The sequence below is a fragment of the uncultured Maricaulis sp. genome (assembly GCF_905480005.1).
GTDB lineage: Bacteria > Pseudomonadota > Alphaproteobacteria > Caulobacterales > Maricaulaceae > Maricaulis.
In genome coordinates this window covers 43,713-68,461 of record NZ_CAJQOO010000008.1, presented here as the reverse complement: position 1 = coordinate 68,461, position 24,749 = coordinate 43,713, and the positions used below count along the sequence as shown (strand labels likewise).

General features: G+C 61.2%; 22 protein-coding genes and 1 tRNA gene. 11 read left to right on the top strand and 12 right to left on the bottom strand.

What is annotated here, in order from left to right; all coding sequences use genetic code 11:
• Nucleotide 1: 1 nt before the first annotated feature.
• The gene (locus QZ266_RS01090; RefSeq protein WP_295690854.1) at nucleotides 2–994 is read right to left on the bottom strand and encodes a WYL domain-containing protein; all 993 of its coding nucleotides are present in this window, start codon (nucleotides 992–994) and stop codon (nucleotides 2–4) included.
• Between the two features lie 79 nt (nucleotides 995–1,073).
• Between QZ266_RS01090 and QZ266_RS01085 the strand changes: the two genes are divergently transcribed.
• The 5 genes from QZ266_RS01085 to QZ266_RS01065 all read left to right on the top strand — a co-directional run bounded on the left by QZ266_RS01085 (nucleotide 1,074) and on the right by QZ266_RS01065 (nucleotide 7,735).
• Nucleotides 1,074–1,988: a YihY/virulence factor BrkB family protein gene (locus tag QZ266_RS01085; RefSeq protein WP_295690852.1), complete on the top strand. Its 915-nt coding sequence runs from the start codon at nucleotides 1,074–1,076 to the stop codon at nucleotides 1,986–1,988.
• A gap of 60 nt (nucleotides 1,989–2,048) precedes the next feature.
• Nucleotides 2,049–2,753, top strand: coding sequence for a CoA transferase subunit A (locus tag QZ266_RS01080; RefSeq protein WP_295690850.1), 705 nt, complete (start codon nucleotides 2,049–2,051; stop codon nucleotides 2,751–2,753).
• The gene (locus tag QZ266_RS01075; protein WP_295690847.1) at nucleotides 2,753–3,412 is read left to right on the top strand and encodes a CoA transferase subunit B; all 660 of its coding nucleotides are present in this window, start codon (nucleotides 2,753–2,755) and stop codon (nucleotides 3,410–3,412) included. The genes QZ266_RS01080 and QZ266_RS01075 overlap by 1 nt, the downstream gene beginning before the upstream one ends.
• Before the next feature lie 153 nt (nucleotides 3,413–3,565).
• Entirely contained in the window at nucleotides 3,566–6,652 is a 3,087-nt protein-coding gene (locus QZ266_RS01070; RefSeq protein WP_295690844.1) for an efflux RND transporter permease subunit, read from the top strand.
• A 21-nt stretch (nucleotides 6,653–6,673) separates the two neighbouring features.
• The gene (locus tag QZ266_RS01065) at nucleotides 6,674–7,735 is read left to right on the top strand and encodes an efflux RND transporter periplasmic adaptor subunit (protein WP_295690843.1); all 1,062 of its coding nucleotides are present in this window, start codon (nucleotides 6,674–6,676) and stop codon (nucleotides 7,733–7,735) included.
• Here QZ266_RS01065 and QZ266_RS01060 read toward each other — a convergent pair whose 3' ends face one another.
• The 5 genes from QZ266_RS01060 to kynA form a co-directional block, all read right to left on the bottom strand.
• Nucleotides 7,736–9,121 carry an L-serine ammonia-lyase gene (locus tag QZ266_RS01060; RefSeq protein WP_295690841.1) on the bottom strand — a complete coding sequence of 462 codons (1,386 nt, stop codon included), beginning with the start codon at nucleotides 9,119–9,121 and terminating at the stop codon, nucleotides 7,736–7,738.
• Between the two features lie 55 nt (nucleotides 9,122–9,176).
• Entirely contained in the window at nucleotides 9,177–9,443 is a 267-nt protein-coding gene (locus QZ266_RS01055) for an Lrp/AsnC ligand binding domain-containing protein (protein WP_295690839.1), read from the bottom strand.
• Nucleotides 9,444–9,577: 134 nt separating this feature from the next.
• A complete protein-coding gene (gene kynU / locus QZ266_RS01050; protein WP_295690838.1) occupies nucleotides 9,578–10,807 on the bottom strand; it encodes a kynureninase in 1,230 nt (409 codons plus the stop codon).
• Nucleotides 10,804–11,433, bottom strand: coding sequence for an arylformamidase (kynB, locus tag QZ266_RS01045; RefSeq protein ID WP_295690836.1), 630 nt, complete (start codon nucleotides 11,431–11,433; stop codon nucleotides 10,804–10,806). Before kynB ends, kynU begins: the two co-directional genes overlap by 4 nt.
• Nucleotides 11,434–11,438: 5 nt before the next feature.
• On the bottom strand, nucleotides 11,439–12,287 hold the full coding sequence (gene kynA / locus QZ266_RS01040) for a tryptophan 2,3-dioxygenase (RefSeq protein WP_295690833.1): 849 nt from the start codon (nucleotides 12,285–12,287) through the stop codon (nucleotides 11,439–11,441).
• 163 nt (nucleotides 12,288–12,450) lie between these two features.
• Here kynA and QZ266_RS01035 point away from each other — a divergent pair, with 163 nt between their 5' ends.
• Nucleotides 12,451–13,035, top strand: a complete 585-nt coding sequence (locus QZ266_RS01035; RefSeq protein WP_295690831.1) for a HupE/UreJ family protein — start codon at nucleotides 12,451–12,453, stop codon at nucleotides 13,033–13,035.
• 59 nt (nucleotides 13,036–13,094) lie between these two features.
• On the opposite strand, the gene QZ266_RS01030 is transcribed toward QZ266_RS01035, so the two are convergent.
• The 3 genes from QZ266_RS01030 to QZ266_RS01020 all read right to left on the bottom strand — a co-directional run bounded on the left by QZ266_RS01030 (nucleotide 13,095) and on the right by QZ266_RS01020 (nucleotide 16,659).
• A complete protein-coding gene (locus QZ266_RS01030) occupies nucleotides 13,095–14,957 on the bottom strand; it encodes a M2 family metallopeptidase (RefSeq protein WP_295690828.1) in 1,863 nt (620 codons plus the stop codon).
• A 121-nt stretch (nucleotides 14,958–15,078) separates the two neighbouring features.
• Nucleotides 15,079–15,525 carry a YaiI/YqxD family protein gene (locus tag QZ266_RS01025; protein WP_295690826.1) on the bottom strand — a complete coding sequence of 149 codons (447 nt, stop codon included), beginning with the start codon at nucleotides 15,523–15,525 and terminating at the stop codon, nucleotides 15,079–15,081.
• A 3-nt stretch (nucleotides 15,526–15,528) separates the two neighbouring features.
• Nucleotides 15,529–16,659: a M14-type cytosolic carboxypeptidase gene (locus QZ266_RS01020; protein ID WP_295690824.1), complete on the bottom strand. Its 1,131-nt coding sequence runs from the start codon at nucleotides 16,657–16,659 to the stop codon at nucleotides 15,529–15,531.
• A gap of 137 nt (nucleotides 16,660–16,796) precedes the next feature.
• On the opposite strand from QZ266_RS01020, the gene QZ266_RS01015 reads away from it, so the two are divergent.
• Nucleotides 16,797–17,282, top strand: a complete 486-nt coding sequence (locus QZ266_RS01015; protein ID WP_295690821.1) for a hypothetical protein — start codon at nucleotides 16,797–16,799, stop codon at nucleotides 17,280–17,282.
• On the opposite strand, the gene QZ266_RS01010 is transcribed toward QZ266_RS01015, so the two are convergent.
• Nucleotides 17,222–17,896 carry a sulfite oxidase heme-binding subunit YedZ gene (locus QZ266_RS01010; RefSeq protein WP_295690820.1) on the bottom strand — a complete coding sequence of 225 codons (675 nt, stop codon included), beginning with the start codon at nucleotides 17,894–17,896 and terminating at the stop codon, nucleotides 17,222–17,224. The two genes, QZ266_RS01015 and QZ266_RS01010, sit on opposite strands and share 61 nt — an antisense overlap.
• A 20-nt stretch (nucleotides 17,897–17,916) precedes the next feature.
• Complete coding sequence (msrP, locus tag QZ266_RS01005) at nucleotides 17,917–18,903, bottom strand: protein-methionine-sulfoxide reductase catalytic subunit MsrP (protein WP_295690819.1); 987 nt, start codon at nucleotides 18,901–18,903, stop codon at nucleotides 17,917–17,919.
• A 403-nt stretch (nucleotides 18,904–19,306) separates the two neighbouring features.
• Between msrP and QZ266_RS01000 the strand changes: the two genes are divergently transcribed.
• The 3 genes from QZ266_RS01000 to QZ266_RS15305 all read left to right on the top strand — a co-directional run bounded on the left by QZ266_RS01000 (nucleotide 19,307) and on the right by QZ266_RS15305 (nucleotide 21,750).
• Nucleotides 19,307–20,563 (top strand): site-specific integrase, encoded by a 1,257-nt coding sequence (locus QZ266_RS01000; protein ID WP_295690817.1) that lies wholly within the window; start codon nucleotides 19,307–19,309, stop codon nucleotides 20,561–20,563.
• 324 nt (nucleotides 20,564–20,887) lie between these two features.
• Entirely contained in the window at nucleotides 20,888–21,097 is a 210-nt protein-coding gene (locus tag QZ266_RS00995) for a helix-turn-helix domain-containing protein (protein ID WP_295690814.1), read from the top strand.
• A 320-nt stretch (nucleotides 21,098–21,417) separates the two neighbouring features.
• Nucleotides 21,418–21,750 carry a transcriptional coactivator p15/PC4 family protein gene (locus tag QZ266_RS15305; RefSeq protein ID WP_367178192.1) on the top strand — a complete coding sequence of 111 codons (333 nt, stop codon included), beginning with the start codon at nucleotides 21,418–21,420 and terminating at the stop codon, nucleotides 21,748–21,750.
• A 1,833-nt stretch (nucleotides 21,751–23,583) separates the two neighbouring features.
• On the opposite strand, the gene QZ266_RS00990 is transcribed toward QZ266_RS15305, so the two are convergent.
• Nucleotides 23,584–23,671 (bottom strand) — tRNA-Ser (locus tag QZ266_RS00990).
• 122 nt (nucleotides 23,672–23,793) lie between these two features.
• Between QZ266_RS00990 and QZ266_RS00985 the strand changes: the two genes are divergently transcribed.
• The gene (locus QZ266_RS00985) at nucleotides 23,794–24,732 is read left to right on the top strand and encodes a septal ring lytic transglycosylase RlpA family protein (protein WP_295690813.1); all 939 of its coding nucleotides are present in this window, start codon (nucleotides 23,794–23,796) and stop codon (nucleotides 24,730–24,732) included.
• Nucleotides 24,733–24,749: the final 17 nt, after the last annotated feature.

The following is a 24,749-nucleotide window of genomic DNA, read 5'->3' as shown; positions in this document are numbered from 1 at the left end:
ATCAGGGCAGGCCCGGAAAATCGCTGCGGCGGTGATCGCGGACCATCTCGGCCAGTTCGGCGGGAGCCAGGACCTCAACCTGGTCACCCCAGGCATAGAGATGCCAGCACATTTCCAGCCAGCCGCAAGCCTCGAAGCGAATGGTCAGGCTGCCATCGCGACCGGTTTCGCTGGTCTGACCGGGATGGAAGCGGTAGCGCGCGGCGTGGGGGGCGGCGTCTGCCGTAAAGCGCCAGACGACCTCGCCGAACTCCCGGTCATTCTGAAACACACCGAATGCGCGATTGGCATAGTCGTCGAAATCGAAGCCCGGAGCGCGTGCGAACCAGTCCTCGGTGGTTTCCGCCGCCTCGATATCCTCCACGCGGAAATGGCGCATATGCCCGTCTTCGCGATCGCGGTCACGTCCGACCAGATAGCGGCGCGCGCCCAGCAGCAGCCCATAGGGCTCAATCCAGCGCTCGCGGGAAGCCTCGTCCCGGCGACCGCGATACCGGATTTTCAGGACGAAGGGACCTTTGAGCGCTTGCGCTATTGCGGCATCGACGGTGGGATCCGACGCGGGTTGCGGTCCGGGTCGCGCTGCATGACCCATCGCTTCAAGGAGGGCTTCCTCATCGGCTTCCAGCCCGGCCCGCCGCTTGTCCGGCATAAGCAGATCAATGGTCTGACGCAAGCTGCGCAACTGGCTGACTTCGCGTTTCAGGCCCTCGCGCTCAAGCGTCGAGACCGCGAGTTCCAGCGCCGCCACTTCATCGGCTTGCGGCGCGAAGAATTCCCCGACACGCCGACGCGGAACCCGCCATCGCTTGATGCCATCACCATCGACGTAATCCTCGGTGTCCGGGAAGACCTGCTCGAGCGCCTGGGTCATACGCTGCGCGGTTCGACGGACACATTCGAACTCGCGCTCGATCTCGGCCAGCGAGACGCCGCCATAATTACTGGCGAGCCGGGCCAGGCGAAGAAGGTCGACCGCTTTCGAAAAGGACATGGCTCTTTCCTGAATTCCTTCGCCGCGACCGCTCCCGATCTGATAGACTCAGCGGCGCGTGAATTGCATTCGACAGGACATGGACGACGCACTCAAGCCGGACCCGCCGCACCGCCATCCGCTCTTGCGGATCATCGGTGTCATCATCGCCGCCATCTCACGCTCGATGGCGCGGGATGTGATGTTGTTTGCGGGAGGGGCCTCCTTTTTCGGCATGCTGGCCCTGTTTCCGGCAATCGCGCTGGCCATGTCGGTCTACGGACTGATCTTTTCCGCCTCCGATGCCGAACAGCAGATTGCCCGTTTCGCCGAGATCATGCCGGCCGGCGCCCAGGATTTTGTGCTTGGGCAGATGGGCCGTCTCGCCGACGCGCCGATTGCCGCCCTGTCGCTTAATGGTTTCATCGCCCTGGTGATTGCCCTGTTCGCTGCCTCGCGCGGGGCCAAGGCAATGATCGCCGGGCTCAATCATCTCGCCGAGGACCGGGATATCCGCAATATCCTGCAGTTCAACATCCTGGCCATGATGAGTGTTCTGGTCGGTGGCGCGCTGCTGACAGCGGCCAATCTCGCCGTCCTCCTGATTCCGGTCTTGCTGGCGCGCCTGTTTCACGCGCTCGGTCTGGATGCGCTCGATCTCGATTCGCTGATCAATGAATGGAGCGTGGCCGCGGCCTTCATGTTCGTGGCGCTTGAGCTGCTATACCGGGTGACCATGCGCAAGCGGACCCGGGCCGTCAGCTGGCGCGCGTCGACCGTGGCCGCCCTGGTCGCCACAGCGCTCTGGTTGGGTTTGTCGAAGGTATTTTCAACCTATGTCGGTGAAGTGATAGATTTTAGCGTCTATGGCTCGCTTGGTGCACTTGTCGTCTTCCTTCTGTGGATTTATTGGTCTGCCTATGCCGTCTTCTTCGGTGGCGCACTTGCCATCGAGATCGACAATCGAGTGCGTGCCGCGCGCGATGACGGTGAGGGGACTTCAGACGCGGGCTAGCTATTTGCTGCGCGCGCGATATAAACATGAACCGAATATCAACTTCGAGACGGGGTTCGCATGAAAAAGGTATTTGCCGACGCCCAGGCCGCACTGGATGGCCTGGTCTTCGACGGGATGACGCTGATGGCTGGCGGGTTCGGCCTGTGCGGCATCCCGGAAAATTCCATCGCCGCCTTGCACAAGGCCGGCGTCAAGGACCTGACCGTGATTTCCAACAATTGCGGCGTCGACGGATTCGGCCTTGGCGTTCTGCTTGATGCCAAGCAGATCAAGAAAATGGTCTCCTCCTATGTCGGAGAGAACAAGGAGTTCGAGCGCCAATTCCTGTCCGGCGAGCTTGAGCTGGAATTCAATCCGCAAGGCACGCTGGCCGAGCGCATTCGCGCGGGTGGCGCCGGCATTCCGGGCTTCTTCACCAAGACCGGGGTCGGCACCCTGATCGCCGAGGGCAAGGAACATCGCGAATTTGACGGCGAAACCTATATCATGGAGACCGGCCTGAAGGCGGATGTCTCCATCGTCAAGGCTTGGAAGGCCGACCCGCAGGGCAATCTCGTCTTCCGCAAGACTGCGCGCAATTTCAATCCGATGATGGCGACTGCCGGCAAGGTCACCGTGGCCGAAGTCGAGGAAATCGTCGAACTCGGGGCGCTCAATCCGGACGAGATCCACACACCGGGCATTTTCGTCCAGCGCCTGTTTGTCGGCAGTTTCGAGAAGCGCATTGAACAGCGCACCATTCGTGAAAGGGAGGTCGCATAATGGCCTGGACACGTGATGAAATGGCAGCCCGCGCTGCCCGGGAACTCGAGGACGGCTTCTACGTCAATCTGGGCATCGGCATTCCGACTCTGGTCGCCAATCATATTGCCGATGATATCGACGTCACCCTGCAGTCGGAAAACGGCATGCTGGGTATGGGGCCCTTTCCCTATGACGATGATGTTGACGCAGACCTGATCAATGCCGGCAAGCAGACGATCACCGAGCTGCGCCGGACGAGCTATTTCTCCTCGGCCGACAGCTTCGCCATGATCCGCGGCGGCCATATCGACCTGTCCATCCTGGGCGCCATGGAGATCTCCGAGAGTGGCGATATCGCCAACTGGATGATTCCGGGCAAGTTGGTCAAGGGCATGGGCGGGGCGATGGATCTTGTTGCCGGCGTCAAACGCGTCGTGGTGATCATGGATCACGCCAACAAGAAGGGTGAACCCAAGCTGCTGAAGGCCTGCTCGCTGCCTTTGACCGGCCAGGCCTGTGTCCACCGCATCATCACCACATTGGGTGTTTTCGATGTTGTCGAGGATGGTCTCAAACTGCTCGAGCTCGCACCGGGTGCTACGCTGGAGCTCGTCGCCGAGCAGACCGAGGCGAAGTATTCCGTCGCCGACAATCTTGTCGCGCACGAAGCGGCTTGATTCAGTCGACAAGGTGAGGCGGGCAGCCGCCTGATTGTTGAGAATTTCTGAGGCGGTTCACCAATGCGTGAGCCGCCTTAGCATTGTTTAATCCGGGTTTCATGATGGTGGACAGGTCGGGTCGGTTAGGACCGGCATGCGAGGGAGACTCACATGCCACTAACACGCTTGTCGCTGAATAATCCGGCCGCCGTTTTTGTCGGTATCGCGCTGATCGCGCTCATGGGCGTGGTCGCCTTCACCAGACTGCCGATCCAGCTCTTCCCGGACACGGAGCGACCGCAGGTCAATATTGCGACGTTCTGGCGCTCGGCCTCGCCGCTGGAGATGGAAAGCGAGATCATCGAGCCGCAGGAGCAATTGCTCACCGGTCTGCCCGGGCTCGAGGAAATGCGTGTTTTTGTGGGTGAAGGCTCCGCCTTCATCAATCTGACCTTCGCGCTCGAAACCGACATGACGCAGACGGCGATCGATATCTCGAACCGCCTGTCGCAATTGCCGCCCCTGCCGCGCGATGCGGTGGGCCCCAATATCGGCGGCTTCGGTGGCGATGCGCAGCAGAGCCTGATCTGGTTCTTCATGCAGGCCCTGCCAGGCAATCCGAACGAGATTCACGACTATTCCGCCTTCGTCGAGGACACCGTCATTCCGCGCCTGGAAGCCATTCCCGGCGTGGCCAGCGTGCAGATTGGCTGGGGCCAGCGTCCCGAGGAATTACAGGTCACAATCGATCCCTACCGCGCCGCCGCGCTGGGTGTGACCCTGCCGCAGATCTCAGGCGCCATCGTCAATAATTCCGACGTCTCGGGCGGCAATGCCGAGATCGGCCGGCGCTCTTACCAGATGCGTTTTGAAGGCGAGTTCGAACCGGAAGAACTCGATGAGCTCGTCATTGTCTGGCGCGACGGGACTCCGGTCCGGCTCGGCGATGTGGCGACCGTCGAGGTCAATTACGGCGAGCGCAATAATTTCACCTACCAGAACGGCAATCCGGCCATGGGGATTGAAGTGCGTCGGCAACCCGGCGCGAATGTGCTTTCCGCGCTCGATGCCGTGAAGGCGGAAGTCGCCGAGATCAACGAAACCCTGCTGGCCGAGCGCCAGCTGGTCATGGCGCCATCCTTTGATGCCTCCGTCTTCATCATGCGCGCGATCGATCTCTTGCGGACCAATCTGCTCCTGGGCGTGGTGCTGGCTATCTTCGGTCTCTGGCTCTTCCTGCGTCGGGCACGGGCGACGCTGATCATCTCGCTCGCCATCCCGGTCTCCCTGCTTTCAACCCTGATCGTCCTCTTCCTCCTTGGTCGTTCGCTCAATGTGATTTCACTGGCCGGGCTCGCCTTTGCCACCGGCATGGTCATGGATGCCGCGATCATCGTGCTGGAAAACATAATCCGGCGAAGGGAGGCGGGCGAGGATCCCGATACCGCCTCCGACAAGGGTGCCAGACAAGTCTGGGGTGCCTTGCTTGCGTCAACGACGACGACCGTGGCCATTTTCCTGCCCATCATCTTCACGCGCAGCGCGGAGGGGCAGATCTTCGCGGATCTCGCGGTCACCATTGCGGTGGGTGTCGCCATCTCGATGGTTGTGGCGGTGACGGTCCTGCCGGTTGCGGTGAAGCATTGGGTGAGGGACCGCAAGACGGCTACAGCCCAGCCCGTTCTCAATCGGGTTGCCGATTTTGTGCTTATGGTCAGCGATAGTCCGCGTCGCCGGATCGGCATAGTCACTGCACTGATCGTCCTGCCGATGGTGTTCAGCTGGTTCCAGCGTCCGGACATGGATTATCTCCCGCCGGTTCGCCGTGATGCGGTCGATGCCTTCTTCATGTTCCCGCCCGGTTCCAATCTCGACTGGGTCGAGGAGGAAGTCGCTGCGACGGTCATTGAACGGCTTGAGCCCTATATGACGGGCGAGCGCGAACCAGCCTTGCGGAACTATTATTTCGGCACTTTCCCGGGCGGCGGCGGGGCGACTGCGGGTATTCGTGTGCAGGACCAGTCACGTGTGGGCGAACTGGAACGCATTGTCCGCGAGGAAATCATCACCGGAATCCCGGATGTCATCGGCTTTGCCCAGCAGGGCAATCTCTTTGGCGGCTTCGCCCAGGGTGGCAATATCCAGGTCAATATCCAGTCATCGGATGAGGGGGCCCGTGCCCGGGCGACCCAGGTCGGCCTGCAAATGCTGCGGGAGCGCTTCCCCGGCGTGAACATCAATGCCAATCCGCCGCCGCAATCAACCCAGCCACGCCTGACCCTGGTGCCCGATGATCGTCGGATCCAGGAAGCCGGCTGGGCCCGGCGCAATGTGGCCGGCATGATCTCCATGCTCGGGGATGGCCAGTTCATTGGCGAGTATTTCGACGGTGAGAGCCGGATGAATATCATCCTCCGCTCGGAGGGCTGGGACACGCCGGATCAGCTGGCCGGCTTGCCGATCGCGACGCCGACCGGAGCGGTCGTGCCGCTGGGCGATCTGGTTCAGATCCGCGAGGAGGTGGGTGTCGGGGGCATTCAGCGTCTCAATCGCCGCCGGACGGTGACCATCAATATCAATCAGCCGGACGGCGTCTCGCTCGAGGAAATCCTGACCGTTGTCCAGGAAGAGGTCGAACCGGCCATTCGTGCCGAACTGCCGGCAGACGGGTCTGTCGTTTACGGCGGCAGTGCCGACAGTCTCGACCGCGCGATCAACACCATGCTGATGAATATGGGCATGGCGATGGTGATCCTCTTCCTGATCCTCGCCGGCATGTTCCGTTCCTTGCGGGACGCTGTGCTCGTCCTGGTCTCGATCCCGCTGGCCGGGGTGGGCGGGATTGCAATGCTGCAGATTCTCAACCTCTTCGTCACCCAGCCGCTCGACCTCCTGACCATGATGGGCTTCGTGATCCTGCTTGGTCTGGTGATCAATAATGCCATTCTCCTGGTCGATCAGACACGCCAGGGCGAACGGGACGGGCTTGGACGCCGCGACGCGGTCGAGGCCGCGCTGCGCATGCGTTTGCGGCCGATCTTCATGTCGACCATGACGAGCTTGCTGGGAATGCTCCCGCTCTTGCTTGTTCCCGGTGTCGGCAGTGCGATCTATCGCGGTCTGGCCGCGGCCATTGTGGGCGGGATGAGTATCAGCCTCGTTTTCACCCTGATCCTGATCCCCTGCCTTCTCAGGCTTGGCGAGGGTGCAAAAGCGCGCCTGACACAAGCTGACCCCCAAATCCAACCGGCCGAATAGGCTGATCTGCGGAGACACACCATGCTGGCTCGTACTCTCACCCTGGCGCTCGCGCCGCTGACCCTGGCCCTGGCCAGCCCGGCTGCTCTGGCGCAACAGGCGCCGCCACCGGCCGTCGTTCGAACCTCGGAAGTCGTCTCGCTCGACATGTCGCGGACGATCAACACACCGGCGAGCGTGATGTCGCGCAATGATGCCCAGATCGCCGCGGAGGCGTCCGGCCGGATCACCTTCATTGCCGAGCCCGGTGATGAAGTCGGAGAGGGGGGATTGATCGCCCAGATGGATGATCGCCAGGCGCGTATCGAGCTTGAATCCGCCCGCGCGCGCCATACCCGCGCCGCAGCCAATGCGAGCTATCAGAATGCCGAGGCGTCGCGTTATCAACAATTGGCAGAAAACGGCACAGTGCCGGCCACGCGCTTGCGTGAGGTCGAGCTGGCCCGTGATCTTGCGGTCCAGGATGCGCGCGAGTCGCGTTCAGCCCTCGATCGCGCCGAACTGGCTCTGGAGCGTACACAGATCCGTGCGCCCTTCGCCGGACGGGTGGCAGAGCGCCTGATCCAGGTCGGTGAATTATCGGCGCCGGGGCGTGATATCGCTCGCCTGGTGGATATCGAGCACAAGGAAGCCGTGGCGCAGGTCCCGGTGGCTGTTGCGCCGTATCTCCAGGTCGGGATGGATGTCACGCTGTCCTTGTCGGACAGCACGTCAGTGCGGGCGCCGATCCGCGCAATCATCCCGGTCGGCGATGCCGTTTCGCGCACTTTTGAGGTTCGCATTGATCTGGAGGGCTCCGACTGGATCATCGGATCGGCGGCGCGGGTCGCCTTGCCCACCGAGACACCCCGGACACAACTCGCCGCGCCATATGATGCGGTTATCCTGCGGGCAAACGGGAATTTCGTCTTTGTCGTCGATGAAGAGGATGTCGCACACCAGATTGCGGTCGTGCCCGGCGTTCGGACAGATGGCTTTATCGCGATCGATGGCGAGGTGGAGATTGGCCAGCGGGTCGTGGTCTCCGGCGCGGAAACCCTGGCCGAGGGGCGCACGGTCAGCGAGCTCGGCGAGGACGCCTGATCAACACGCGACCACGTTCACGGCCAGTCCGCCCTGGCTCGTTTCCTTGTACTTTTCCTGCATGTCGACACCGGTCTGGCGCATCGTTTCAATAACTTGATCGAGCGAAACCTTCATGTCCGATGAGGTCGCTCTAAGCGCAAGGCGCGCGGCGTCGATGGCCTTGATGGCGCCAATGGCATTGCGTTCAATACAGGGAATTTGCACGAGACCGCCGACCGGGTCGCAGGTCAGGCCGAGATTGTGCTCCATGCCGATCTCAGCCGCGTCCTCGATCTGGGCGTTATTCGCCCCCATGGCAGCCGCGAGCGCGGCAGCGGCCATGGAGCAGGCGACGCCAACTTCCCCCTGACACCCTGCTTCAGCCCCGGAGATGGAGGCGTTTTTCTTGTAAAGGGACCCGATCGCCGCGGCGGTCAGGAAGAAACGCTGCAGCGCCTCCTCATCATCCTGGTCCCGGTGATATTTGTCGAAATAGCGCGCGACGGCCGGAATGATCCCGGCGGCGCCATTGGTGGGGGCCGTCACCACACGTCCACCGGCGGCGTTCTCCTCGTTCACGGCCATGGCCCACAGATTGATCCAGTCCATGGCGGCGAGCGGGTCCGTCTTGGGATCGACCGGCTCGGCAATCAGGTCGCGATTCATCTTGGGCGCGCGACGCTTTACATTGAGGCCGCCAGGCAGGACGCCATCCTGCTTGAGGCCGCGGTCAATGCAGTCCTCCATGGCTCGCCATAGGCCTTCAATACCCGCGCGGATCGTGTCGTCGGGCAGGAATGTCCGTTCATTGGCCAGCATGATGCGATAGATGGACAGGCCCGTGCGCTCGCCGATCTCCAGCAGTTCTGCGGCCGAGTTGAAAGGATAGGGTTCGCCTTCCTTCACATCAGCGGCGGAATTGCGCCCCGCCTCGTGTTCGTCGATCACGAAGCCGCCGCCGATCGAATACCAGATCTCCTCGCGGATGATCTCGCCGGCGTCATCGAGAGCCCGGAATTTGAGCGCATTGGAATGGAAGGGAAGGCGGATATCACCGCGGAAATCGAGATCCTTGCGCTCCTCGAACGCAATCTGCCGACCATCGCTGAGGCGGAGTGTGTGTTCGGAGCGGATGCGCGCAAGTCGGTCCGGGATGGTGTCCGGATTGATCCGCGCCGGATCATGGCCTTCCAGTCCCAGGAGGACGGCCGTGTCTGTGCCATGGCCCAGCCCGGTCAGGGCCAGGGATCCGTAGAGTTCGGTCTGCAGGCGTGCGATCGGGCGCTGCGCCTCTTCCGCCATCACGCGCTCGACGAAGACCTTGCCGGCCTTCATCGGCCCGACGGTGTGCGAGCTGGATGGGCCGACGCCGATCTTGAAAAGGTCGAAAACACCGAAATGCATGGCGGTACTCGCTGAGTTGCGATGATGAAGGTAGGGACGCGTCGTTGACGCTCGACTAGTCGTCTCCCAGACCCTGATCGCGCGTGAAGGCGTTGAAGCAGATGATGGTCTGCGTATCCTTGATGCCCGCGATGGTCTGCACCTTCTGATTCACGAAACGACCGATATCGGCCTCGTCCTGGAGCGTGAAGCGGGCCAGCAGGTCGAATGCGCCGGAGATGGAGTGGACCATGGGGGCCTCGTCGAGATTGTCGACCAGTTTGGCCGCAACGTCATAGGTGTGGCCGAGCTCGCATTTGATGAAGACGTAGAACTGGCGCATGGAAAACTCCTCGGGCTCAAGCGGCCGCGATCAAAGCGGCAGGGCTGGTGGGACAGTATCGGCAAGTCGAGGCCGGTTGAAGCGCCTGTGTGACAGGCTCGACGGGCCTTCGCCAGTGCGAAATTCGGCTGGGCTCAAGTGACCGCGGCTCGCTGGTTGAAGCGGGGCTCTCGCCACTCCTGCGCGGTCATGACCTCGACCAGATGATCCACAGCCCGGGCAACATCCTCATAGCCCACATAAAGCGGCGTGAACCCGAAGCGCAGAATATCCGGCGCGCGGAAGTCACCGATCACGCCGCGCGCGATCAGGGCCTGCATGATCGGATAGCCGTCCGGATGGGCGAAGGAGACCTGCGAACCGCGCTGCGCCGGGTCACGCGGGCTGCGCAGCTCGAACCCGTCCAGCCTGCCTTCGACCTGCTCAATGAATAGATCGCCCAAGGCCTGTGACTTGGCCCGGATCGCGTCCATGTCGGCTTCCAGCATGATGTCGAGGCCGCACTCCAGCGCTGCCATGCCGAGAATGGCCGGCGTTCCGCACTGGAAGCGGTCAATGCCCGGCGCCGGCGCATAATGCTCTTCGAACGCAAAGGGGCGGGCATGGCCCAGCCATCCTGAGAGGACGGGCGACACCGTTTCCTGATGGCGTTTGGCCACGAAGAGAAAGGCTGGCGCACCCGGGCCGCCATTGAGGTATTTATAGCCGCAGCCAACGGCAAAATCGGCACCGCAGGTATTGAGTTCAACGGGAAGGGCGCCGGCTGAATGGCTGAGATCCCAGATCACCGGAATGCCCCTGGCCTGGGCCAGGCCGGTCAATGCCTTCATGTCGTGAAGGCGTCCCGACTTGTAATTCGTGTGCGTCAGGAGCAATGCCGCGACCTCGTCATCGAGCGCGTTGGCGAGCTCGGATGTCTCGACCAGGCGCTGCCGGATGCGGCCGCCCGAAAGTGTCGCCAGCCCCTCCATCATATAGGCGTCTGTCGGGAAATTTCCGGTTTCCGAAAGGATGACGGATCGCTGCGGTGCAAGTTGAAGACAGGCGCACAAGGCTTTGAAAATATTCACGGAGGTCGATTCGCCAGCCAGCACTTCATCGGCGTCTGCACCGATCAGTCTGGCAATCTTGGCACCCAGCCGGCGCGGGGCATTGATCCAGTCATGCGTATTCCAGGACCGGATCAGGTCCTCGCCCCATTCCTGCTGCAGGACCTGTTCCATGCGAGCCGGGACACTGGCGGGTCGCGCGCCGAGCGAATTACCGTCCAGATAGATGACACCATCGGGCAGGTCGAAACGGGATTTGAAGCCCGTCAGGGGATCGGCGGCATCGAGGGCCTTGATATCGTCGCGTGTTTTCATGTCAGCTCTCTCAGCACAGCCCGGACCGGCGCGGCATCGGCGCCGGCAATCTTCAGGGGCAGGGCGATCAATTCATAGGCACCGTCCGGAACGTCGTCGAAGACGAGCCCTTCCAATATCCGCATGCCATGTCGCTTCACTGCATGGTGAGCGTCCATTGTCTTGGAGGTTTCGGGGTCCAGCGAGGCCGAGTCCAATCCGACGAGCCGGCATCCGGCGGCAGCCAGTGCCGTGATCGTGTCCGCGTGAATGGCCCGAAACCGACTGTCCCATGTCTCATGGGGGAAATGCGAATAGGTGCGGATCAGTACGCGCTCCGCCGGGCCGATAATCGCCCAATCAATATCCTCCGGACGGACATGGGCGCTATTGCCTTGCGCCGTGATCAGGCGGCAGGGCCCGACATAGAGGGCGATGTCCGCCGCCGCCATGTCATCCCCGGCGGGGTCATAATGGCTGGGCGCATCGGCATGGGCACCGCTGTGGGTCGACAAGGTCAGGCGCGAGACCCGGACCGGGCAATCAGGCCCGATAGTCCAGACTTCATCGCAGGCGAATGCGGTGTCGCCGGGCCAGACGGGCAAACCGGCGCGCAGGGTTTGAGAGATGTCCCAGAGCTTGGCCATGGCGATCAGAGCGAGGTCCGGACGGTCCAGATTTCCGGGAAGAAGCGGAGATCGAGCGCCTTTACCAGGTAGGACACGCCGCCCGTCCCGCCCGTTCCGCGGCGATAGCCGATAATCCGCTCGACGGTTTTCATGTGGTTGAAACGCCATTGCTGGAATTTATGCTCGAGATCGACGAGTTTTTCGCCCAGCTCATAGGCCTCCCAATGGGTGTCGCTATCGCGGTAGATCGTGCGCCAGATGTCTTCGACCGCCTCGCTCGCCTCATAGGGCTCGGACCAGTCACGCTCGAGCTTGTCGGCGGGGATGTCATAGCCCTTGCGGCTGAGCCAGCGCAGGGTTTCATCCCACAGGCTCGGCGCGTTCAGGGCGCCTTCCACCATCGTGCGCGCGGGCGGATTGCTGGCATGGACGCGGGCAAGGGCGGCATTCTTGTTGCCGAGACGGTATTCCAGCGTTCGATACTGGAAGGACTGGAAGCCGGATGATGCGCCGAGCTTGTCCCGGAAGGCCAGATAATCGGCCGGGGTCATGGTCGCGAGAACATCCCAGGCCTGGATCAACTGCTCCTGGATACGGCTGACGCGGGCGAATTTCTTGAGCGCTGGACCGGCATCATCACGGCACAGATCGCCCATTGCGGCTTCGGTCTCGTGGAGAACGAGTTTCATCCAGAGCTCGGCGACATGATGGATGACCACGAACAGCATTTCGTCATGCTCATCGGTCAACGGTTTTTGCGCGGCGAGCAGGGTGTCGAGCGCGAGATAGCCGCCATAGGACATCTCGTCCTTGAAGTCCCAGTGAATGTCCTCGCCGGACACGTCCACCCGGGACGAAAACGTCTCGCTCATACCGATACTCCCCGTTCTCCGGCCGCAAGCCTGAGCGACTCGCCGGCACCGTCGTCGTTGTCGAAGGTGTAGGGGTTAAGTCGGCGTACTGGCAACCGCGCGCGACGCTTGAAGCCGGCCCGGGGCTTGCCTAGCTTGCCGCGGAACTTCCGGGGAGGTGGCGATGGAAGCCGCAAGCGAACAGACAGTGTGGGATGTCATCGGGCTCTATCTGCAGCAGGGCTATATCCACATCCTGCCGCGCGGACTGGACCATATCCTTTTTGTGCTCGCGCTCTTCTTTGCCTCGACACGCATCAGGCCGCTGATCTGGCAGATATCGGCCTTCACCCTCGCGCACACGATCACGCTGGGCCTTGCCGTCCTCGGTTATGTCAGTCTCGATGCCGCAATTGTCGAGCCGATCATTGCCCTGTCCATCGCCTTTGTGGCGATCGAGAATCTGGTCTTCAAGGACATGCCTCGCTGGCGCCCGGCGATCGTTTTCGGCTTCGGTCTCTTCCATGGTCTGGGCTTCGCCGGTGTCCTCACCGATTACGGCCTGCCGCAGGACCAGATCCTGCCCTCGCTGTTGAGCTTCAATGTCGGAGTCGAAGCCGGGCAACTGACAATCATCGCCGCGTGCTGGCTGGCATTGCACCGGTTTGCCGACGCCGCCTGGTATCCATGGCTGGTCCGGATCGCCTCCGGGCTGATTGCGCTGATGGCGCTGTGGTGGAGCATCGAACGCGTCTTCCTCGGCGGATAGCCCACGCAAAAAGGCGGCCCCGGGAGGAGCCGCCTTTTCAGCGTGTCGATTGAAGTCGCTTACCAGCCGCAATCGCGTGTGGCGTTCTGCTCTTCCAGATGCGTCATCAGAGGCTGGAAGTAGGCGATGATGGCAGAGCCATCCATCTCGCGGGTACCGGTAAAGGCCTCCAGCGCGTCCGGCCAGGGCTGGCTGGCGCCCATTTCCATCATTGCGTTGAAGCGCGCGCCGACTTCTTCATTGCCGTAGATCGAGCAACGGTGCAGAGGCCCTTCCCAGCCAGCCATCTCACAAGCCGCTTCGTGGAACTGGAACTGCATGATGAAGCTCAGGAAGTAGCGCAGATAGGGCACGTTATTCGCGATATGGTATTTTGACCCCGGGTCGAAGGCATTGGCGCCACGATCCACCGGCGGGACAATACCCTGATAGCTTTCGCGCAATTCCCACCAGGCTTCATTGTAGTTTTCCGGCTGGATCTCGCCGCGCAGCACACGCCAGCGCCACTGATCCATCATCACCGCGAAGGGCAGGAAGGCGATCTTGTCGAGCGCCGTATCCATCAGCAGGCCGAGATCGGCGGAAGCGTCAGGGACATCAGCGGCCTCAAGCAGACCGATCTGAACCAGATAATCCGGCGTCACCGACAGGGCGATGAAATCACCAATGGCTTCGTGGAAACCGTCATGGGCACCGCCCTGGAACAGGAAGTCCTGATCATTATAGGCACGTTGATAGAAATTGTGTCCCAGCTCGTGGTGCACGGTGACGAAATCGTCCGCATTCACGCGTGTGCACATCTTGATGCGGAGATCTTCCTCGCTGTCCAGATTCCAGGCCGAGGCGTGACAGGCGACCTGGCGATCGCGCGGCTGGGTGATCAAGGAGCGGTCCCAGAACGTGTCCGGAAGCTCTGCCATCCCCAGTGACGTGAAGAAGGTCTCAGCGGTTTCCGTCATCCGGATGGGATCATATTCGGCATCGACCAGTAGCTGGGTCAGGTCATAGGCCGGACCCGCATCGCTGACCGAGGCGACATCGCTGAGCGCCGCCCAGGACTGGGCCCACATATTACCAAGCAGGTCAGCCCGGATCGGGCCGTCGGCCGACTGGACGTCTTCGCCATAAAGCTCGCTGAGATCGTCACGGACATAGCAGTGAAGCTGCTCGTAAAGCGGTTCGACCTGTCCCCAGAGACGCTCGACTTCCGCTTCCATCTCGGCGGCCGGCATGTCGTAGTTCGAGAGCCACATTTCCGCGAGGTCGGAGAAGCCCAGATCGCGGGCGCCGGCATTGGCGATATCAACCATTTCGGCATAATCCGTCGCCATCTGGTCGGGTGCATAGCTGTCCCGCCAGCCAGCCCAGACGTGCGACAGGAATTCAGGGTCACGGCTGGTCCGCATGATGTTTTCCAGCTCATTGTGATCGACCATCTCGCCGTCGATCTCCATCAGGCCGGTGGAATAGGCCGAGCCCATGCGCGTTGTCAGTTCGGACAGACGGGCGGCAGCGGCGCTGTCCGACGGGGCGGGCAGGGTGATGCCGGCCCGCAGGACGTTCATCTTGCGCGCCATCTCGGTCGACAGGTCGAGCTCATTATAGCGCGCGGTCTCGGTGGCCAGGCGCACAGCCATTTCCGTGCCCTGGGTCGACATGCGCTCGAGCAGCCAGTTGGTGTCATAGGTGATGAAGTTATTCTGCACCCAGGCCGTGCGGGCGCCGAATTCGCTGAACTCCCGCAGCTCGCTTTCCGCATCGGTCAGAAAGCGGCCTGCATCGGCCACTGTCACGGCTGTCTCACCGGGTGTATTCGCAGCCTGGCTATCATCGCCAGCGGCCGGCGTGTCTGTCGGCGCGCTGCAACCGGCCAGTACGGCCAAAACGGCGCCGGATGCGACGCCTGCCATCAATCGTTTCATGATCATTTCTCCCCATCTGCCGCTCAAGGCAGGATTGGCTATCGTTTGCTATCCTGAGGGCCTTGCCGTGCACGTCAAGACGTTCCCACGCAAATGTGTGCGCATAACGGGGCTTTGTCGGCTATCGGGCTGCCGCCGCGCGCATGACACGTTCCATTCCGTCAAGGAAGGCAGAGCGGTCTTTCGGGCCAAAGGGTCTGGCACCAGAGGTCATGGCGCCGGTCTCCCGTAGATCGGTCATCAGGTTTCGGGTCGCCAGCGAGGCCCCGATATTGTCCTCTGTCCACAGCTTGCCGCGCGGATCAATGCCGATCGCGCCGGCCTTGATGCAACGGTCGGCCAGCGGGATGTCCGCTGTGACAAAGACATCGCCCGGCCCGATATGCTCGGCAATCCAGTCATCGGCGGCATCGAGCTTGCCTTCGACGATCACCAGGCGCGCCCACGGCGAATTGGGACGTCTCAGTCCACCATCACAGACAAAGAGCATTTCGCATCGGTGGCGCTCACCGACACGGATGATTTCATCCTTCACCGGGCAGGCATCGGCATCGACATAGATGGTCATGATCTAAAGCTCGCGAACCAGGGCCAGCATGGCATCCAGATTGGCGGCGCCCAGCTTGCGGCACCGCTCCGGCGACCAGCCGAATTCCGGATCGGGCAGATCGGCATTGTCCTTGAAGGGCATTTCCAGCGTCATCGCCAGGCATTTGAATTCATTGGCGAGGTAGTTGGTGCAGACAGACAGGTTCGCCGTGCCCGGCGCATCAACATCATAGCCATGCTCGGTCTGGAAATCCGGGCTGGCGAGGCAGAGCGCGTCCTTGTAGCTGTCCAGCAATTCCTGGCCGCGTGTATCGAAATTCGGCGCGCCTTCGCCGCCGGCGATGAAATTATAGGGCAGGGCCTCATCGCCATGGACGTCGAGTGCCAGGTCAATACCGGTCTCGCGCATGCGATTGAGGACGTGGAAGACCTCGGGCGAATTCTCCAGCGAGGCCTTGTCCCATTCCCGGTTCAGATTGACGCCCTTGGCATTGGTCCGCAGATGACCCCGTTTGGAGCCGTCGGGATTCATGTTGGGCACGATATGGAAGACGGCGTGTTCGCGCAGCTTGCGGGCGACGGGATCATCATCATCGAGGAGCCGACCGAGAAAACCCTCCATCCACCACTCCGCCATGGTCTCGCCGGGGTGCTGGCGCGCCGTGACCCAGATCGTCCGCGTCGCGCTGTCGGCCTCGCCAACCGTCAGCAAGTCCATGCTCTGGCCGTCCAGCGTCTCGCCAATGACTTCCAGTTCGACAGCGTGATGCAGCTGGGCCCAGGCGATCAGGTCCTGATGACGCTCCATGGAGAAGGGCGCGAAATAGGCAAACCAGACTGTGTCAGTTTCGGGGATATGGTGGAGGGTGAGGACGCCCTCGGCATAGTCGGTGTCGATCCGGAACCAGGTCTCACGGTCATAAGAGGCGCAGGCCAGATAGCCGGGCCAGCCTTCCAGATAGGCTGCACCGCCGGCATTCTCGATGGCCATGGTGAGCTGTTCGCCCATCGCGCCGGTTACCCGGAAATGGAACCATTGATAGAAGTCGGAGTCCTTGTCCCGGCGAATCTCCAGCCGGACCCGTCCCGGATCGGCTGCGTCCAGAACCGCGATATTGCCGCTGTCGAAGGCGTCGGTGATGTGAAGTGGCATGAGGCGCTCCGCATTGATCGCTAAAGGGTGACTCGCGTGTGAAGCTGATAGACCATATCGCACGGCCAATCGATGGCGCACCTGCGTCGAGGATTGTTGAATGACGCCCCGGGGCGTCAGCTCGGGAGATACACATCATGATGATCTGGCTATCGCGCATCATCCGCTTCGGACTGCCGCTCTTTGTCTCGGCAATCTTTCTCGACTCCCTGCGATACAAGTTCACGGACGCACCGGAGACACAGGAAATCTTTGGCAGGCTTGATGGCTGGGCGGCCAGTTTTGGCGCGGCGGGCCTGTTTGACCATAGCGGTCTCTTTAGCCAATACGTGATCGGATCAGCAGAACTCCTTGCTTCCGCATTGCTATTGATCGGATTTATACCTGCTTTCCGGCGTTTTCAGGTCGCCGGCAGCGCACTCGGACTCGCAATCATGAGCGGGGCGATAAGCTTCCATCTCTTCACACCGTTGGGCATTGATCCCAATGCCGATGGCGGCGGCCTTTTCGTCGCGGCCTGCCTGGTCTGGCTGTCCTGCGTCATCTTGCTGGTGATCAAGCGTCAGGACTTGCTGGCGCTTGGATGTGGCGTTTTCCGCGCCTTTATCCCGACCAACCGATAGGCCAACAGCGCGGCGAGGATGGCGCCATGAATCCAGGGGGCAAGCTGGAAGCCTTTCACCATGAAGCCATGATGGAGGACAGCCAGGATTGCCAATGGGTAGACGATACGATGAAGGCCCTGCCAGCGGCGCGCGCCCAGCCAGCGCTGCATCCGGTTGAATGAGGTGATCGCCAGCGGAATGAGCAGAACAAAGGCGCTCATGCCCAGCGTGATGTAGATCCGGTCGGTGACATCCCGCCACAAGCCGGCTAGGGCGCCGGTCACTGTGCCCGCCTCGATGAAGAGGTCGAGCCCGAGATAGGCGAGGATGTGCAGCAGGGCGTACCAGAAGGCCGCCAGACCGATCCGCCTGCGGACCATCATGATCGGCCCCCATTTGGTCAGGTCCCGGACAGGCGTCACCGCCAATGAGATCAGCAGGACCCGGATCGCGGTGTCGCCGAGAAAGCGATGCGTGGTCTCGATCGGATTGAAGCCAAGTCCATGCGCCTGTCCATTGAGCAGCATCGCCCACTGCCAGCCGAGCCAGAGCCCCGGCAGGGCGAGGAGCCAGAAGGTGAGCGGCTTCAGGAAATGACGGCTGACGGTGCGCAGCAGCGGATTGCGGGCCATGGGTTGGAGCTCGATGCCGGCTAGTGGTTTTCGATCAGATCCATGCCGGCATACATGTGCGCGACCTGCTCGGAATAGCCATTGAACATCTCGGTATCCCGGCGCGCGAAGACATTGCCGCCAATCACCCGCTCCGAACGCTGGCTCCAGCGGGGATGCGCGCGGTTCGGATTGACGTTGGAGTAGAAGCCGTACTCGTGCGGGGCCGAGCGGTTCCAGCTGGTCTCGGGTTCCTCGGAAACAAAGCGTATTTTTACGATCGACTTGATCGATTTGTAGCCATATTTCCACGGCACGACGAGGCGGATCGGGGCACCGTTCTGGTTCGGCAGGACCTCGCCATAGAGGCCGACTGCGAGAAAGGCGAGCTCATTCATCGCCTCATCCATGCGCAATCCCTCAACATACGGCCAGTTCAGCACCGGGAAGCGGGTGCCGCGCATCTCGTCGCGGTCCAGATCCGTCACAAACTGCACATAGCGGGCATCGGATGTCGGCTCGAAGCTCGCCAGGACGGATGCGAGCGAGACGCCGATCCACGGGATGACCATCGACCAGGCCTCGACACACCGCAGACGGTAAATGCGTTCTTCCAGGTTGGAGAAATCGACCACATCTTCCAGCGCAAACCGGCCTGTCCGGGCCGCATGGCCTTCGACTTCGATCGACCAGGGGTCAGTTGTAAGAGCGCTGGCATAGCGAGCCGGATCGTCCTTGCCGATGCCGAATTCATAGAAATTATTATAGCCGGTCACAGCGGGATAAGGCGTCAGAGGGTCGGCGACCTGATAGTCTGTCGTGCGATGCGCGAGTTCGCCACTCGCTGGCCTCGATCCCGTTGGCATCGACGCGGCGCTGTCCTGATCCGATTGCGCCTCGCAGGCACTCAAGCCGGTGAGGGCAAGCGCGCCGCCCGAGGCGATGATCTTGCGGCGGTTGAGATAGAGTCCCTTGGGGGTCACATCGGCTTCGGGACTTTGCCAGGGGCGCTGTTTGGGAATGAACATGTGTCGATATCCGTGCCTTCTCTGGACAGAACCTAGGGCAATTTTCACGGACGTCTGCCCCTTCCACGCTTTCGTGATGAAATAGCGGGATGACGTGACCCTCGCTTGAGCAGGATTAGGAGATTGCGGGAGATACGGTCAGGTCTGCCAGACTTGTTCGAACTGGTGGCGCCAGCCAGCCCGGGGGCCCTGAAGCCGAGGCTCTGACGCCGGGGCTCTGAAGTATGTGTGATCCGGAAGACTGATGGCGGAGGGGGAGGCCGCGCCACCGTCATACTCTACTGTATCAGGCGGTACTGATGGGGCGAAAATCCCTGTCCAGACTGGTGTTTCGTGTCTAGACCTGTCTCCGTTTGTGCCCCAATATCTCACCAACAATTTAGGGTATTTTTTGGGGTAGAAGATGGCGAGCCGACCAAAACACAAGATATCGAGCGGCCAATTCTCCGCGCTCCTTCGGGAGGATGCCAAACCGGGCAGGCATAGCGACGGGAGCGGTTTGTACTTGGTTGTTGGGCCAGGCGCGTCTCGCCGATGGGTGCTCCTCTACCGCTGGAATGGCCGAACCCGGGAAATGGGACTTGGGCGGGCGTCCGAACTCAATAGGGGCGGCCTTGGCTTAAGCGATGCCCGCACGAAAGCAGAAGCCGCACGCACGCAGGTTCAAAACGAGGTCGATCCTATTGCGGCTCGAAATGCGCTCCGCGCCCGCCCGACATTTGAAAAGCTGGCGGAGGATTTTCTATCGCTCAATGAGGATGACTGGAAGAACTCGAAACACCGCCAACAATGGCGCACTACGCTTCTCAAGGTGGCCGGCGCCCTTGGAAAGAAGCGGGTTGATGACATCACCATTGAGGACGTTGCAGACACGCTGCGGCCGATCTGGACCACGAAGCCCGAAACCGCCAGACGCACGCGTGGGCGGATCGAACGCGTTATGGATAGGGCCTTGGCGCTCGGATTTATCACCGGACCAAATCCGGCGCGTTGGAAGGGCGGGCTTGAGCATCGCCTCGACAAATCGAGCAGGCCAGACACCGCACATTTTACCGCCATGCCCTATGCAGAAGTGCCAGAGTTTTTCGACGCCCTAAAGAAGCGGGAAGGCGTCTCCGCGATGGCCTTGGCATTCCTGATTTTGACCGCTGCGCGATCTGGAGAAGTGAGGGGGGCGACTTGGCAGGAAATAGACTTTGAGAAGGAGGTCTGGTCCATCCCGGGCGAGCGCATGAAAACCGGTAAGCCTCACCGCGTCCCGCTCAGCACCTCTGCCCTTGAAATTCTAAATGTCATTCGGCCGCTATCAGGGGGCGCTGATGGAGATCTGGTTTTTCCGGGGCAAAGGGGTAGGCCGCTTTCAAATTCGAGCCTGAGCGCCGTCCTGCGCCGAATGGCCGTGCCCAATACCAAGGCGACTGTTCATGGTTTCCGGTCGGCCTTTCGAGACTGGGCGTTTGAAGAGACCAAGCACTCCCGGGAAATCATCGAGATATCGCTGGCGCACGTCGTGGGAAGCAAAACCGAGCGTGCCTATCGGCGCGGCGATGCGCTGGACCGGCGGAGACACCTAGTCGATCATTGGCGGGCATACCTGACCGGAAGCGGTGACTCGAACGTGATTCCAATGTCCCAATCGGGCAATCGGGCTACGCCATAACCCCCCGATCCCATCGCAACGACGCTCGCCGATTTGTGATTTCTGCAATATCGAGGGTCCAGTTGCGCGCATATTTGAACAAAACCGGAACGTGGCCGTCAAAAAGCTGTAGCATGGATTCAAATATCCAGACGTCTGTTGGTCGAAATTTCCATTCAAATTCAGGGCGTAAATGGTGCCGGAAGAATCGGCGTTGATGGGTGTGCCGGTCTATGCGTTTGGCCTGAGTCTTTTGGGTTGGCTTCGCGCGCGTTTGCCTATCCCTTGTATCTGCAAGCCCGCTGAATCGTCAGCGGAGGCCAGGGCGTATCAAAAGGAGTGCTCATGGAAGTGAAGTCTGAACCCGCCGCGTTCTCGGTTGTCGCTGCGGCGTCCCAGTTGGGCGTAAGCCGTGCGACCGTTTATCGGCTCATGCAGAAAGGCGAGCTGGCCTCGCTCAAGATTGGATCGCGTCGGCTGATCCGCTGCGATGCAGTCACCAATCTTCTCGACAACCTCTCCAATACGAAAGGCACGACTAATGACCATCAGTAACGAAAATGGCCCGAGTGGCGGTGCAACGCCAACCCGGGCCGATACGATAGAATTGACAACCCTCTCGCTTCACGAACATAGCCACACCGCGCGCAATGTAAAACCCGGAATCACGATCCGGGTGCTCCCGGATGGCGATCCGGTTTCGATTCCCGGAGGACGTGCGGCGGAAACTATGCGCCTTCTAATATTGCACGGCGCGCGTGGCTTCACGAGCGGGGAGGCGTCCGTTTACCGTTGGGCGCGCCGGACCAGCGAATACATTCGAGGTCTGCGAGTTTTGGGCGTCCCGATAGTAACGCGCCGGGAGCACACTTCTGATGGTTCATGGGTTGGTCGGTATATTCTCGACGCTGAGGTTCATGTGGTTCGCGACGCAGCTTGCGAGGCCGCCAATGACGAATAACGGTAGCTGTGCCTTGCCGATAGAAATCGCGCACTGGGCAAAGAACGCAAAAGAAAGTGTGCGGGTCCATCTGGACATCTACCAAGGCACGCCGGTTTTTTCAGCCCGAACCTACTACGCGGCCGGAGACGGAAGCTGGAAGCCCACGAGGAAAGGGCTAACGCTTTCAGTGCAGCACCTTCCCGCCCTGCTTGAAGCCGTTTCCAATGCGGAGCATCAAGCGCGTTCGACCGGCCTGATTAGATAGCCGGATCGCTGGGGCGACGTTTTCGGAGCAGTACGCACGCGCGCGCGAAGCGTGGCCTATCCCGAGTGCGATACGACTGAGCGTTGCCCCAGCGCAATTTCGCCATGCGCCAGACACCAAACCTCCCCCATGCCCGGGTTTACCGGCATTGGCTCAAAACTGATGCGTGGAAGGCCCTAGACGGCCGCTCCGTCAGGTTGCTAGTCCATCTGCTGGCACGGTGGCGGCCGGGGGCGCCGGGCACGATCCCATTCACCGACGCCAATGCGGCCAGGGTTGTGAATGCGCACTCCGATACAGCTGCAAAGTCCGTAGACACCTTAAGGCGGCTTGGGTTTCTCTCGCTACATCGTCAGGGCGGTCTGCGAGGGCCAAGATGCGCCCGGACCCGTATGATCGAGCTTGTGACCTATCCAGCAGGCCGACACCTCGCTCCGCCATATTCGAGAATGCCGTTCGGCCGAATCCCGGAGCATTGGCTGGCACTGCCCGCATGGAGATTGCTCAGCCCTCCCGCGACCAAGTTGCTTGTGGACACCCTCGCAAGGCATGATGACGACGGGGAGAACCTTTGGAAGCTGGACGCCAAAGCGGTTGTCAGTCGGGCCGGTTGCGGTCGCGTGACCGCTTATCGAGTTCTATCGGAACTGGATCGTGTCGGCTGGTTTTGTCAGGATTCCGCGTCTGGCTGTGGCGCTGGCGTATACTCCCTGTCCCAGTTCCCGACGCCTTACAGGCCGGCAGAGGCTTGGCGCTACGAGCGATGGATCCCGCCGCTTAAATTCGCCGCCCGGAAATTTGGCACAGAACGCCCGACGAATTGAACTGCCCTCGGGTACAAATCGCCGAGTCAGCCCAAAAAATACTTTAGGTATTAATAGGTTAAAGGCGCTCCGATTCTGGCGAGGATCCGCTCTGAGCCGCCTGTTTGTTCTATTGTATATATGCCGGAGTCGCAGAGCCCATTCGGTCAAGCAGAGCTAACAGACCAGACGGTCAGGGGATCGGATAGCGATAGAGCCCGCCGCCCGGTGCTATTGGTGCTGCGGCGTGGATCGAGGCAGACGGCACGGCTCATCTGGAAGTCGAGTTCGACAACGGCACGGACACAAACCGTCGAGACGACGCCTAGTCCTCGGGAGTTTTAACGCACACCAGAACGCCGGCCCCGTAGGATATATGGCGGGTTTCCCGGCCTTCGTCGTCAACGGCAGTGATTGCCCCGTCCTCAAGCCTTAGGTCAGACGTGGCTACGCGCTCAAGCGCCCCGCCTGGCGAGTCCAGAGCGCAGCCCTCAAGGTTTACAGACTGACTGCCCATATCACACCCGGCAAGTGCCAAGCCTGCGCCGCACACAATCAACAATCTCATTTTGTTCCCCTGATGGATCAATAGCCAAGGGGTACGCACGCTAGACGCGCAAGTCTAGTGGAACGGGGCAAGGCTCCTTCCAGAATCGCGAGGCGGACATCACGAAGAACAAGGGCGGGCGACCGCGCAAAGAGCTTTCGGACGAGGACTTCGACCGCCTTGTCGGCATGGTCAAGATCCAGTGTACCCAAGACGAGATCTGCAACATATTCGGCATGACGGCAGAGACGCTGAGCACGCGGTTGCAGGAGCGTGGCGAAGATTGTTTTTCGACCCTCTGTAAAAAGAACTTGGAAACCGGCAAGCAGATCCTCGGGGGGTGTGTCGCCTAGCCGGAATTTAGGGAGGAGGGGCAACCTGTCCGTTGTTACCTGCAACGCGCCAAGTTGGGGTAATTGATGGGGTAGATACTCTTTCTAAGAGGGCAAAAGATTGAAATTTATTTGGAAATCTTTGATCCGGTGGCGGAGGGGGAGGGATTCGAACCCCCGGAACCTCGCGGCTCAACGGTTTTCAAGACCGCCGCAATCGACCACTCTGCCACCCCTCCGTCCGCTTCACTTAGCGGGCAATGACCGGTCTGCGCAACTGTCTACTTGCAGCTTACCCTCCTTTCACCATTCTGCGCTAAACAGGGTGAAGGTCGGGGGGCCGGACAGGAGTGGAAACGGCGTGCAGAACTGGCGACTTTTACTGGCAGGACTGGCTTTGAGCCTGGTTGCGGCCTGTTCCTCGACCCCGGATCAGATGCGCCATTATTCCGGCAGCGGACCTGCGCCGAGCCGTTCGGGAGGCTGGGCGCCGGCCTCGGGCGATTCCACGCGTGCCGCGCGTCCGGTTGATGCACGGGGCTTGATTGCCGCGTCCAGCGAGCACCAGAAAGTTGGCAGAACCTACACGGTGGGCGGCCGGACATATCGCCCTCAACGGGATGATAATTATGACGAAACTGGTATTGCCTCGTGGTATGGCCCGAATTTTCACGGCCGTCCGACCGCCAATGGTGAGGTCTTTGACCAACATATGATGACCGCGGCCCACACGACCTTGCCGATTCCTTCGATCGCCGAGGTCACCAATCTCGAGAATGGCCGCTCCGTCATCGTGCGGATCAATGATCGCGGTCCCTTTGTGGCCAATCGAGTGATCGATCTCAGCCGCGCGGCAGCGACCGAACTCGATTACATCGGCGCGGGGCTGGCCCATGTGCGGGTCCGTTATCTCGGTCCGGCCCACGAGCATGGCGCTCCGCCGGAGCGGGTCTATCAGGCCAATGCGGCGCCAACGCCCGCCGTCCGGCCTCAGCCGGCCCGGGTCGCGGTCGCTGAGCCGGCAACGATTGAACCGACGCCCGCATGGCAGCCAGGCTCCGGCCCGGGCGGGCAGTTTTCCCTGCAGGTTGGCGCCTTTTCCGATCAGGGCAATGCCCAGGATTTCGCACGGCGCCTGGACGGGGCCGGGGATGTCTGGGTTGAACCCGGTGCCTCCCAGGCCGGTCGTGTCTGGCGTGTCTTCGTCGGCCGATGGGCGGATCGCAATTCTGCCCACGCGGCCCGGGGCACGCTCGCGGACTGGGGCGTCTATGACGCCCGCATCGTGACCACGAACTGAGCAGAAAGACTGCCCCG